Annotated in this window: 12 protein-coding genes and 1 pseudogene; 7 read left to right on the top strand and 6 right to left on the bottom strand. The window is 72.6% G+C overall.

Going from position 1 to position 11,521, the window contains the following annotated elements; all coding sequences use genetic code 11:
- Window positions 1-48: 48 nt before the first annotated feature.
- The 3 genes from ACIGDI_RS13830 to ACIGDI_RS13820 are packed head-to-tail and all read right to left on the bottom strand — an operon-like array spanning window position 49 to window position 1,833.
- Window positions 49-771, bottom strand: coding sequence for a class I SAM-dependent methyltransferase (locus tag ACIGDI_RS13830; protein ID WP_399895038.1), 723 nt, complete (start codon window positions 769-771; stop codon window positions 49-51).
- A 49-nt stretch (window positions 772-820) separates the two neighbouring features.
- Window positions 821-1,117: an AzlD domain-containing protein gene (locus tag ACIGDI_RS13825; protein ID WP_399895295.1), complete on the bottom strand. Its 297-nt coding sequence runs from the start codon at window positions 1,115-1,117 to the stop codon at window positions 821-823.
- A 14-nt stretch (window positions 1,118-1,131) separates the two neighbouring features.
- Complete coding sequence (locus ACIGDI_RS13820) at window positions 1,132-1,833, bottom strand: AzlC family ABC transporter permease (RefSeq protein ID WP_399895035.1); 702 nt, start codon at window positions 1,831-1,833, stop codon at window positions 1,132-1,134.
- A gap of 68 nt (window positions 1,834-1,901) precedes the next feature.
- Here ACIGDI_RS13820 and ACIGDI_RS13815 point away from each other — a divergent pair, with 68 nt between their 5' ends.
- Window positions 1,902-2,474, top strand: coding sequence for a helix-turn-helix domain-containing protein (locus tag ACIGDI_RS13815; protein WP_399895032.1), 573 nt, complete (start codon window positions 1,902-1,904; stop codon window positions 2,472-2,474).
- A gap of 92 nt (window positions 2,475-2,566) precedes the next feature.
- Here ACIGDI_RS13815 and ACIGDI_RS13810 read toward each other — a convergent pair whose 3' ends face one another.
- Window positions 2,567-2,770, bottom strand: a complete 204-nt coding sequence (locus ACIGDI_RS13810; protein ID WP_003992177.1) for a cold-shock protein — start codon at window positions 2,768-2,770, stop codon at window positions 2,567-2,569.
- Between the two features lie 280 nt (window positions 2,771-3,050).
- Between ACIGDI_RS13810 and ACIGDI_RS13805 the strand changes: the two genes are divergently transcribed.
- Together ACIGDI_RS13805 and ACIGDI_RS13800 are read left to right on the top strand one after the other, a co-directional pair.
- Window positions 3,051-3,899 carry a menaquinone biosynthetic enzyme MqnA/MqnD family protein gene (locus ACIGDI_RS13805; protein ID WP_399895029.1) on the top strand — a complete coding sequence of 283 codons (849 nt, stop codon included), beginning with the start codon at window positions 3,051-3,053 and terminating at the stop codon, window positions 3,897-3,899.
- A gap of 142 nt (window positions 3,900-4,041) precedes the next feature.
- Window positions 4,042-5,805 (top strand): protein kinase, encoded by a 1,764-nt coding sequence (locus tag ACIGDI_RS13800; RefSeq protein WP_399895026.1) that lies wholly within the window; start codon window positions 4,042-4,044, stop codon window positions 5,803-5,805.
- An 839-nt stretch (window positions 5,806-6,644) separates the two neighbouring features.
- Here ACIGDI_RS13800 and ACIGDI_RS13795 read toward each other — a convergent pair.
- A pseudogene (locus ACIGDI_RS13795) lies at window positions 6,645-7,205 on the bottom strand (RNA polymerase sigma factor); the annotation flags it as partial.
- A gap of 245 nt (window positions 7,206-7,450) precedes the next feature.
- On the opposite strand from ACIGDI_RS13795, the gene ACIGDI_RS13790 reads away from it, so the two are divergent.
- From ACIGDI_RS13790 to ACIGDI_RS13775, 4 genes are all read left to right on the top strand, one after another.
- Window positions 7,451-7,864 carry an SsgA family sporulation/cell division regulator gene (locus ACIGDI_RS13790; RefSeq protein ID WP_390630700.1) on the top strand — a complete coding sequence of 138 codons (414 nt, stop codon included), beginning with the start codon at window positions 7,451-7,453 and terminating at the stop codon, window positions 7,862-7,864.
- A gap of 45 nt (window positions 7,865-7,909) precedes the next feature.
- Complete coding sequence (locus ACIGDI_RS13785) at window positions 7,910-8,692, top strand: prepilin peptidase (protein ID WP_399895022.1); 783 nt, start codon at window positions 7,910-7,912, stop codon at window positions 8,690-8,692.
- A 78-nt stretch (window positions 8,693-8,770) separates the two neighbouring features.
- Window positions 8,771-9,985: a cyclic dehypoxanthinyl futalosine synthase gene (mqnC, locus tag ACIGDI_RS13780; RefSeq protein WP_399895020.1), complete on the top strand. Its 1,215-nt coding sequence runs from the start codon at window positions 8,771-8,773 to the stop codon at window positions 9,983-9,985.
- A 7-nt stretch (window positions 9,986-9,992) separates the two neighbouring features.
- Window positions 9,993-10,439 carry an imidazolonepropionase-like domain-containing protein gene (locus ACIGDI_RS13775; RefSeq protein WP_399895017.1) on the top strand — a complete coding sequence of 149 codons (447 nt, stop codon included), beginning with the start codon at window positions 9,993-9,995 and terminating at the stop codon, window positions 10,437-10,439.
- A gap of 43 nt (window positions 10,440-10,482) precedes the next feature.
- On the opposite strand, the gene ACIGDI_RS13770 is transcribed toward ACIGDI_RS13775, so the two are convergent.
- Window positions 10,483-11,481 (bottom strand): chitinase, encoded by a 999-nt coding sequence (locus ACIGDI_RS13770; protein WP_399895014.1) that lies wholly within the window; start codon window positions 11,479-11,481, stop codon window positions 10,483-10,485.
- Between the last annotated feature and the right edge of the window lie 40 nt (window positions 11,482-11,521).

Below are 11,521 nucleotides of genomic sequence, written 5' to 3'. Positions count from 1 at the left end.
TTCCCGCCTGCCCGGCGGGCGGACGACGGGAATTTGACGACAGGGCCTCTAGGAGACCTCCCGGGCGGCGGGGTCCGGCTTGCGGGCCAGCAGGAAGGCCTGGGCGGTCGACTCGCCGAGGGCCTCCTCCGCTTCGCGCACCGTCCGTGAGTGGAGGGCGAATCCGGCACGCCTCAACAGCTCGGCCATGTCGTCCGGTCGGCGGCGCAGGAAGTCCAGCGCCACGTCGTGCCCGAAGGGCCGGTCGTGGCGCCGGGGCCGGTCGCCGACCTGGAAGCCGACCAGCAGGTGACCGCCGGGCGCGAGCACCCGGTGGAACTCGGCGAAGACGTCGGGCAGCCGGTCCGCGGGCGTGTGGATGGTGGAGTACCAGGAGACGACACCCGCGAGGGACCCGTCGGGAATGTCCAGGTCCAGCATCGAGCCCTGCTCGAACCGCAGCCCCGGATTCTCCCGGCGGGCGATCGCCAGCATCGACTCCGACAGGTCGAGACCGAAGACCCGCAGGCCGAGCGAGGCGAGGTGTGCGGTGACGCGCCCCGGCCCGCACCCCAGATCCGCCACCGCGCCCTCGCCGCCCACTAGTTCGGCGTACGCGCCGAGTACCGCCCGGTCCAGGGGTGTGGACACGAGGTAGCCCTCGAACATGGCCGCGTAGTCCTCGGCGATGGCGTCGTAGAACACCCGCGTGCTGGTCACGAACCCGCTGTCGGGCTCGCCGTCGCCCTCGGTCTCGGGCTCGCCGCCGGTCTCGGTCTCGATGTCGGTCATGGTCGCGACCGTAGCGGCCGCCACTGACAACGAGCCGGGACCCGCTCCCTCAGGCCGCCCCGGCCAGCCGCAGCACCGCCGCCGTCCCCGCCGCCCCCAGCACGACCACCGCGAACGGTACCCGGCGCCACGCCAGTACACCCCCCACCAGCACCCCGGTCGGCCGCGCCCATCCCGCGAAGCCGCCGCCCTCCGTCAGCGCTCCCGTCGCCAGCAGGGCCGTCAGCAGCACGACCGCGCCCGCCGACAGCAGCTCCTGCACGCGCGCCGGGAGTTCGACACGCCCGTGCAGCGCCGGTCCGACCAGCCGGAAGGCGTACGTCCCGACCGTGAGGGCCAGGATCATGGCGACCGTCGCGTTCACGCCCGTACCTCCTTGCGGCCGTACAGGGCCAGTCCCGCCAGCGCCACCAGCACCGGCACGCCCGCCGGGACGGCCGGGGTGAGGGCGAGGGCGAGCGCCGCGCCGGGCACCGCGCACCGCCGTACCCGTGCGTCGGCGCGCAGCGTCGGCAGGACCAGCGCGACCAGAACGGCGGGGAAGGCGGCGTCCAGGCCGTACCTCGCCGTGTCGCCCAGCGCGTCCCCGGCCAGCGCGCCGGCCAGGACACCGAGGTTCCACACGGCGAACAGGCCGATCCCCGACACCCAGAACGCGGCCCGCCGCCGTACCGGGTCGGCCTGGGCGAGGGCGAAGGCCACCGTCTCGTCGGTCACCAGATGGGCTCCCGCCAGGCGCGTCAGGCGCCCCGGGCCGAGGACGTCGGCGACGGCGAGGCCGAAGGCGGCCGTCCGGGTGTTCAGGAGCAGGCCGGTGGCCGCCGCCGCCAGCGGGCCGCCCCCGGCGAGCAGGACACCGACCGCGCTGAACTGGGCCGAGCCCGCGTAGACCGTCAGGGACATCACGACCGGGACCCAGACCGGCAGACCGCCCGTCACGGCGATCGCGCCGAAGGACACCCCGACGACCCCGCTGGCCACCCAGACCAGTGACGCGTCCCGGACCAGGTCCCGGTGCCGCGACCCGTCCGCACCGCTCTGTGTTCGCTCTGCCGTACGCATGTTCTCTACAATGGACAGCAGTCGACGTGTTCGTCAAGGCGAACGATCGTACCGATGGAGCGAACCATATGTCCGACGCACCGCCCTCGCCCGCCCGGCTCCCCCTGGACTGGATCGCGGCCTCCCTGCGCCGTGAGCGCACGCGCGCCGGGCTCTCCCTGTCCGAGCTGGCCAAGCGTGCCGGCATCGCGAAGTCCACGCTGTCGCAGCTGGAGGGGGCGAGCGGGAATCCCAGCGTGGAGACGCTGTGGGCGCTGGGCGTGGCGCTCGGGGTGCCCTTCAGCGTGCTGGTGGAACCGCCGACGTCCGCCGTCCAGGTGATCCGCGCCGGCCAGGGGCCCACCGTGGCCTCCGAGAAGGCCGACTACGTCGCCACGCTGCTGTCCGCCAGCCCGCCCGGCGCCCGGCGGGACATCTACCACCTGCGGGCGGAGCCCGGGGCGGCACGGGAGTCGGAGCCGCACATCCCGGGCACGGTCGAACATCTGATCGTCGGCGCGGGGCGGGTGAAGGCCGGGCCCGCGGGGGAGGAGGTCGAGCTGGCGCCCGGGGACTACATGACCTACCGCGGCGACGTGCCGCACTCCTACGAGGCGCTGGCGCCCGGGACGGCGTTCGTCCTCGTCATGCAGCACGTGTAGGAACGCGGGCCCAAAAGGCAGGAGCCCCGCCGCCTTGCGGCGCGGGGCTCCTTGGGTACTGCATCAGGTCCGGATCAGAGACGAGGCTCGCCTCAGACGGGGGTGACGTTCTCCGCCTGCGGGCCCTTCGGGCCCTGGGTCACGTCGAAGGAGACCTGCTGGTTCTCCTCCAGCGAACGGAAACCGCTCGCGTTGATCGCGGAGTAGTGGACGAAGACGTCGGGGCCGCCGCCCTCCTGGGCGATGAAGCCAAAGCCCTTTTCGGCGTTGAACCACTTAACGGTTCCGGTAGCCATAAGCCCTCCTTGGGCCCAAAGGGTTGCCCTGCTCCAGAACCTGCATGTGAAAGCTAATGCCGCACTGCATACGTCTGAAAACGACTAGAGCCTGCGGTTACATGCTCCGCAGGCTCTGTACTGCAAGGGAAACCAAACTGCAACTTGCGGCGAGCCTAGCACGCGGGCAGCCGAAAGCAATAGAGGCCAAGATCACGTCACCCGGAAGTTTGAAGATCGGAGTCCGGTTGACCGAGGGGGCGAAGACTGGAGCGTACCTCAAAGGGGCTAGCCTCGCGATGTGGACAATTCTCGCACCCGGCCGCGCGTCGGCCACATCCAGTTCCTGAACTGCCTGCCCCTGTACTGGGGGCTTGCGAGGACGGGCACGCTCCTCGACTTCGAGCTGACGAAGGACACCCCGGAGAAGCTCAGCGAGCAGCTGGTGCAGGGAGACCTCGACATCGGGCCCATCACCCTCGTCGAGTTCCTCAAGAACGCGGACGACCTGGTCGCCTTCCCCGACATCGCCGTCGGCTGCGACGGCCCGGTGATGTCCTGCGTGATCGTCTCGCAGGTACCGCTGGAGCAACTGGACGGCCGCCGGGTCGCCCTGGGCTCGACCTCGCGCACGTCCGTGCGTCTCGCCCAGCTGCTGCTGGCCGACCGCTTCGGCGTGCAGCCCGACTACTACACCTGCCCGCCCGACCTCAGCCTGATGATGCAGGAGGCCGACGCGGCCGTGCTCATCGGGGACGCGGCGCTGCGGGCCAACCTGCACGAGGGCCCACGCTACGGCCTCGACGTGCACGACCTCGGCACGCTCTGGAAGGAGTGGACCGGGCTGCCGTTCGTCTTCGCGGTGTGGGCGGCCCGGCGCGACTACCTGGAGCGCGAGCCGGAGATCACCCGCAAGGTCCACGAGGCCTTCCTCGCCTCCCGCAACCTCTCCCTGGAGGAGGTCGGCAAGGTCGCCGAGCAGGCGGCCCGCTGGGAGGAGTTCGACGAGCGGGTGCTGGAACGGTACTTCACCACGCTGGACTTCCGGTTCGGGGCCGAGCAGCTGGCGGCGGTAGCGGAGTTCGCCCGGCGCGTCGGGCCGACCACCGGATTCCCGGCGGACGTGAAGGTCGACCTGCTCCAGCCCTGAAGGTCTGCTCAGCCCTGAACGCCTGCTCCAGCTGTGAGTGTCTGCTCCGAGCCTGAACGTCCGCTCCGACCCCGAGCGGCGCGGGAACGGCGCACTACCCTTTTCTCGTCGTTACGGGGGATGCGGGGGAGGGGTGGACGTCATGCAACCGCTCGGAGCCGACGAGCCCAGCGCCGTGGGGCCCTACCGGCTGCTCGGCCGGCTGGGCTCCGGCGGGATGGGCCGCGTCTACCTGGGCCGCAGCGCGGGCGGACGCACGGTCGCCGTGAAGATCGTGCACCCGCACTTCGCTCTCGACGACGAGTTCCGCGCCCGGTTCCGGCGCGAGGTCGAGGCCGCCCGGAAGGTGGGCGGCGCCTGGACGGCCCCGGTGCTCGACGCCGACCCGGAGGCGGCGGTCCCGTGGGTGGCGACGGCGTACGCGGCCGGACCGTCGCTGGCGGCGGCGGTCGCGGACCGCGGGCCGCTGCCCGTCCATTCCGTACGGGCGCTGGGCGCGGGGCTGGCGGAGGCGCTTGCCGCCGTGCACGAACTGGGCCTGGTGCACCGGGACGTGAAGCCCTCCAACGTCCTGCTGACCCTCGACGGCCCGCTGCTGATCGACTTCGGCATCGCGCGCGCCACGGACGGCACGGCGTCCCTGACCTCCACGGGTGTCTCGATCGGCTCGCCCGGTTACATGTCTCCCGAGCAGATCACCGGCAAGAGCGCGACGGGCGCGGCCGACGTCTTCTCGCTGGGCGCGGTGCTGGTGTTCGCGGCGACCGGGCAGGCGCCGTTCCCGGGCGACTCCTCCGCCGCCCTGCTCTACAAGGTCGTGCACGAGGAACCCGAACTCGGCTCCCTGGACGGTGAGCTGCGCGAGGTGGCGCAGGCGTGCCTGGCGAAGGACCCCGCGGCCCGGCCCGCCCCCGGGGAGGTCGCCCGGCGGCTCGCTCCGGAGGGGGCGGCGCGGCTGGTGACGGGCGGATGGCTGCCGGGGGCGCTGGTGGAGCAGGTGAGCCGCAGCGCCGTACAACTGCTGAACCTCGACGTGCAGGAGGTGGCCTCCGGGCCGGTGGGGTTCAGCAGCCCTTCGGTCGGCGACGCCGTGACGGTCGGCGGCGAAGGGGCCGGACAGCCGACGGTCGGGGAGTTCGGGCCGGCGCCGGTGATGGTGCCGCCCTCCGCTCCCGGCCGGCTGCCGGAGAGTGCAGCGGTGCCGGAGCCGCGTGACGCGCCGCCGGACGCCGTCGGGAAACCGCCCGGCAAGCTGTCCGTCTCCGTGGCGGCGGCCTCCACGCCCGGGGACGGCGGGCGTGGACGGCGACTGAGCTGCACCGTGGCGCTGGCGGTCGCGGGGGCGCTGGCGGCGGTGACGGTGGGGTCGGTCTTCGTGTTCGACCTGCTGCCGGGCAACGGCAACGACGACTCCGCCTCCAGCGGCAGCGACCGCGGCGCGTACTCACCGGCGCCGAGCGTGGGCGGCAGCGCTTCGAGTGCCCCCACCGCTTCCGGCACTGCCACCGCCTCCGGTGCTCCCAGTGCTTCGGGTACGACGCCGGGTGGCACCGGTGACGTGCCCGCGGCCTACCTCGGCACCTGGGAGGGGCAGGCCACCGCCCTGGGCGGCACCCTGCCGGACGGCACCTTCCGGCTGACCGTCCATCAGGCCGCGGTGGGCGCGGAACTGGGCAGACTCCGCCAGACCGACCAGCTGGGGGGCGTCTGCGACGACGTCCTGACCCTGAAGTCCGTGAAGAAGAAGGATCTCCTCGTCACCTCGGCGGGCGCCGACTCCAACCACGCGGGCTGCGACCCGACGCCCCACACGGTCCGGCTGTCCCGGGTCGGGGACGACCTGAGGTACGTGGCGGAGAGCGAGGCGGAGGGGAATCCGACGGCTCGGTTGTCGCGGATCGGGTAGGGCGGGTCAGGGTCCGGAGAAGGGGTGCCGCCGGGGTGGTGGTGGCAGCCGGGGGACGGGGTGGCGACGGGGGGAGGGGGTTCGGTTTCGGAGGGTGTCGGCTCGGCCGGTGTGGGGTCGGCCGTCACGGGGTCGCTCGGTGTCGGGTCGGTCGGTGTCGGTTCGCTCGGTGCCGGGTCGGTCGGCGCGGGGTCGGCCGGGGTGGTATCGCCAGGTGCCGGACTGCTCGGCGCGGGAGCGGACGGCGACGGTGACGGCGTGTCCCCCGACGGTCCGTCTGCCGGGGCCGCCGGCGCCGGTGTCCCGTCGACTCCCTTGTCGCGGGCGGGCGTTCCGCCCCCGTCGGCGGTGTCGCCCGCGTCCCCCGAACCGACTCGCACATCGGTCCGGCCGGAGGCCTCACCTCGTTCGGACCTGCGGTCCCGTGCCCCGTCCGAAGGCGCCGACGTCGGCGCCCCGGTCACGGGCACCTGCGTCACCGGCGCGTCCGCGACCGGCGTCCGCCCGGCCGGGGCCGGGGAGGAGCCGCCCGGCCCGAGCACCAGGCAGAGGGCGGCGGCGCCGGCCACCACCGCGCCGGCCGTGACGGCGAGGGGCGCTTTGGCCGCGCCGACCACTCCGTGCCGCACGGCGTGCAACACGCCACCGCCATGCCCACCGGCCCCGGCGGCCCCCGCCGCCCCCACCCCGGAGGACAGCAGGAACTTCGCCGTACCCCCCAGCGCCAGCAGCAGCAACGCCGGGCCGGTCAGTGCGGGGAGCCGGTCGTTGGCGGTCATCAGGGAGGCGAGGCGGGCCCGGCAGTCGGCGCAGGTGTCCACGTGGGCGAGCAGGCGTTCGGACTGGCGCGCCGTGGCGGCGCCCCGTACGTAGGCGGGCATCCGGGCGAAGTGCACCTGGCACGCGGGGTCGTCGGGGGCGCCGGTCTGGGCCCGCAGGAACGCCTGCCGCATCCCCTCCCGCGCCCGGTGCAGCAGCACGGCCGTCGCACCCTCCTTGGTGCCGAGCTGCGGCCCGATCGCCGCCAGCGGCTGCCCCTCCGCCTCCGACAGCCACAGCGCCTTGACCCACCGCTCGGGCAACTGCCCCAGGACCCGCACCAGCAGGTCGACGGAGGAGACACGGTCGGCCGGGTCGTCCACGGAGCCCTGCCGGCCCACCACGACCCGCTCATCGCCCTGCGGATCGCGTGGCGTCTCCCGCGCCGTGCTCCCGGCGGCCGTGGCGAGGTGCCGCACGGTCGTCATCAGGTACGCGGGCACGTTCTCGATCTCGTGTCCCGCGGCCAGCCGTCGCCACACCCGGAAGTGGGCCTCGGCGACAAGGTCTTCGGCGGCCCAGGCGTTCCGGGTGAGGGAGCGGGCATACGCGACGAGACGCGGCTGCTGCTCCTCGTACATCCGGGCGTACGAGGACGTGGCGGAACCGTCGGACATGGCGGAACGCTCCAGTGCTGCCTGCTGAGGCCGGAAAGGGTTTGTCAGCCTAGATGGCAAAACTTTCAATTAAAGTTTCAAGCGGCACAGAAAGTGACGTACATCACACCAACAACTTTCCGTACCCGCGTAATGACCACCGAGACCCGGCACTCGAAGAGGTACGCCGCCCCAACCGGCCGCAGCCCCGCCCGACATCGGAGACCCTCGTGCCCATCACCCTGGAACAGCCCACCGGCGCCCACCTGCTCACCCCCGACGACGACGAACTCGCCGTCCCCGTCACCCTGCGCTACACCTGCGCCGACCCGCTGGCCGTCCACCTCGTCTTCCCGGCCTGGATCTCGCTCGACGACGAGGAGGTGACCTGGACCTTCGCCCGCACCCTCCTGGAGGAGGGTCTCGGCGCCCCCGCCGGTGTCGGTTCGGTGCACATCCGCCCGGGCGGTCCCGCCCGCACCTACGTCGAGTTCCGCACCCCCGCCGGTGTCGCCGTGGTCCGCTTCGACACGCCCGCCCTCCGCCGCTTCCTGCTCCGCTCGTACGAGATCGCCGAGCCGGGCGGCGAACCCCTGGGCCCCGCCCTCGACCGCGGCCTGGCGTCCATGCTCGGCGGTGTCTGACACTGGGCGCGGCACGGGAGGCGGCGGGGGGAAGAGGGGGAGCCCATGGGGGACCTGCTGGACGGGCTGCTCGTGGGCGTCGCCGCGGTCTGGGGTGCGGTGGCGGGCGCGCTGCTGCCGCGGGCGGCCTACCGGTTCTCCGTACCGGCCGAAGAGGACTGGCGTACCGCGTGCCCGGACGGGCACCCGCTCGACGGCTGGCTCGGGCCGGGGCGCTGCGCGGGGTGCGCCGAAGCGGCGGGTGACGCGGGCCGGACCGCCGTACGGACGAAGCGGCGGCCGTCGTACGGTCCCGGTGCCCTCGCTCTCTCCCTCGCCACCGCCCTCGTGTGCGCCGCTCTCGCCGCCGCCACCGGCACCCGGCCCGAACTCGCCGTGTGGCTGCTGCTCGCGCCCGTCGGCGTCCTGCTCGCCGCGGTCGACTTCCGGGTGCAACGGCTGCCGGACGTCCTGACGTTGCCGCTCGCGGGCCTCGCGCCGGCCCTGCTGGGCGCCGTGGCGTTCGTACCGGAGCACGCGGGCGACTGGCCGCACGCGCTGTACGGCGCCCTCGCGCTCGGGGCCGGGTTCTTCGCGCTGTTCCTGCTCAACCCCGGTGGCATGGGCTTCGGGGACGTGAAGCTGGCCCTCGGTCTCGGGGCCGTGCTCGGGTGGTACGGGTGGGCGACGGTGATGCTCGGGGCGCTCGCCGCCTTCCTGCTCGGGGCGCTGTACGGCGGCGCGCTCGTGGTCGCGCGGCGGGCCGGGCGCAAGACGGCCATCGCCTTCGGTCCGTTCCTGATCGGCGGGGCCTTCCTGGGGCTGCTCGCGGGTGCCTACGCGGCCTGACGTCGGGCTTGTCGGAGGGCTGGCGTAGGCTGGCCGAGTCCGTCCACACCCTCGACGAAGCCTGCGAAGGGGACCCCGGTGACCGAGAAGGCCGACCTCACCTCGATTGATGTCACAGCCGTCCTCGACCGAGCCGCCGCCGGTGGGCGGATCACCCCGGAGGAGGCGCTCGTCCTCTACCGCGACGCTCCGCTGCACGCGCTCGGCGCCGCCGCCGACGCCGTGCGCCGCCGCAAGTACGCGGGTACGGAGCACATCGCGACGTACATCATCGAGCGCAACATCAACTACACGAACGTGTGTGTCACGGCGTGCAAGTTCTGCGCCTTCTACGCCGCCCCGAAGGACAAGGACAAGGGCTGGACGCGCGACCTGGACGACATCCTGCGCCGGTGCGCCGAGACGGTCGAACTCGGCGGCACGCAGATCATGTTCCAGGGCGGCCACCACCCGGACTACGGCGTCGAGTACTACGAGAAGCACTTCGCCGCCATCAAGAAGGAGTTCCCGCAGCTCGTCATCCACAGCCTGGGGGCGAGCGAGGTCGAGCACATGGCCCGGATCAGCGGGGTGACGGTCGATGAGGCCATCACCCGCATCCACGCGGCCGGCCTCGACTCCTTCGCGGGCGCCGGTGCCGAACTGCTGCCGGAGCGGCCCCGCAAGGCCATCGCGCCCCTGAAGGAGAGCGGCGAGCGCTGGCTGGAGATCATGGAGATCGCGCACCGGCTGGGCGTCGAGTCCACGTCGACGATGCTGATGGGCACGGGCGAGACCAACGCCGAGCGCATCGAGCACCTGCGGATGATCCGTGACGTCCAGGACCGCACGGGCGGCTTCCGGGCGTTCATCCCGTACACCTACCAGCCCGAGAACAACCACCTGAAGGGCCGTACGCAGGCCACGCTCTTCGAGTACCTGCGGATGATCGCCATCGCCCGGCTGTTCCTGGACAACGTCCGGCACATCCAGGGCTCCTGGCTGACGACGGGCAAGGAGGTCGGCCAGCTCTCCCTCCACTACGGCGCGGACGACCTCGGCTCGATCATGCTGGAGGAGAACGTCGTCTCCTCGGCCGGTGCCAAGCACCGCTCCAACCGCATGGAGATCATCGACCTGATCCGGAAGGCGGGGCGGGTTCCGGCCCAGCGCTCGACGACGTACGAGCACCTCGTCGTGCACGACGATCCGGCGAACGACCCGGTCGACGAGCGGGTGATGTCCCACATCTCGTCCACGGCGATCGAGGGCGGGACGGCCCACCCCGAGCTGAAGCTGCTCGCTTCCAACTGACGCAGCCGTGCTGACGATTCACGCGGCGCCGGAGGTCCGGATCAGCTGGGACGCCGAGCCCGTCGCGGACGGTGCCGTGGTCGTCGAGGGCGACCGGATCGCCGCGGTGGGTCCGCTGGCGGAGGTCGAGGAGCGGTTCCCGGGGGCGCGGACGCGCAGCTGGCCGGGGGTGCTCGGGCCCGGGCGCGTCCACGAGGGCCCCCTTCCGGAGGCCCCGTCACCGCGCGAACGCGTCCACGAGGTGCTGAAGCTGGGTGCGGTCGCGGTCGTCGAGGAGTACGTCGACTCGCCCGAACTCCGTGCGGCCGCCGAGCGGAACGACGTCCTCGTGCTGTCCGGTGCCCGGCCGCGCGCACTCGTCGAGTCCGGCCGCGCCGACGTCGCCGTGTTCGACGAGACGGGCACCTGCATCGCGACGGTGTGCGCCGGGCGCCTCGTGCACCGGCGGCGCTAGGAACCGTGGGGAGCGCGAGCCCCAACTGCCCTCGCCCGTCGGCTCATCCCGCCAGCGCCTCGCCGAACGCCCCCGAATTCTGGCGCACGCCACTGCAGTTCGTCGCCGCGTCGTCAGCGGCGGAGGTGCTTCCGCACTGCCGGTCGCGGAACGTCGACCACATCGAGACCCACGCGATGTCCTTCTCCTCCGCGAACGTCCGCACCTGCGCGGCGTCGGACAGGGTGAACGTCTCGCCCTTGATGTCGTTCACGCCGATCATCGAGGTCAGCGCCATCCCCCGCCAGGCACCGGCGTCCGACAGCCCGAACACCTTCTTCAGCTGGGCGTGCGCGGCCTTCGCCGAGGTGAGGGCGTAGTCGCCCATGTCGCCGGTGTAGGACTCGCCGTAGTTCATGGTCATGAGGTTGACCGTGCCGACCTGCACGTCGTACTTGTTCACCGACCCCAGCAACGCGAGGCTGTCGGAGTCGAGCCCGGACGGCATGACCGGCAGCGTGAAGGTGACCTCCAGGTCCTCGCGCTCCTTCTGCAGCAGGGCTATCGCCTTCGACCGCAGGGCCACCGAGGCGGAGTCGGTCAGTTCGTCGCCCTCGATGTCGAAGTCGGCCTGTGCGGAGCCCGCCGCGTCGAGCGCCTCGCCGTACGCGGCGGCCAGTTCCGTCGCGCTGCCGCAGGTCGCCGCCAGCTCCTTTCCGGAGGCCCCGCCGAAGGAGACCCGTACGGTCCTGCCCGTTTTCCTCAGCCGGGCGATCCGGGACTTCACGGCCGAGTCGGAAAGGGAGTCCTCACCGTCCCATGTCGGCGTGCAGTCGCTGCCGTCGGAGATGACGAAGGCCAGGTTGTACGTCGTCGGAGAGCCGGCGGAGTCGGTGGCGGAGGCATCCGCGGCACTCACGTACGGCGCGTACGAGGTGACCGAGGCCATGTCGTCCGCCGGCGAGGCCCCCGTGCTCTTCGGCCCGGACGCCGCGGAGCACCCTGTCGTGGCCAGGGCAAACAGACAGGTGAACCCGGCCGCCGGTTTCAGGAAACTCCGCATGCAACATGCACCCGCTCTCGTGATGTCTATCTCAGAATCG

It is taken from the genome of Streptomyces sp. NPDC085900 (assembly GCF_044540925.1).
GTDB classification, from domain to species: domain Bacteria; phylum Actinomycetota; class Actinomycetes; order Streptomycetales; family Streptomycetaceae; genus Streptomyces; species Streptomyces gilvifuscus.
Note: the sequence above shows the minus strand (reverse complement) of the source record. Positions and strands in the feature narration are given on the sequence as shown.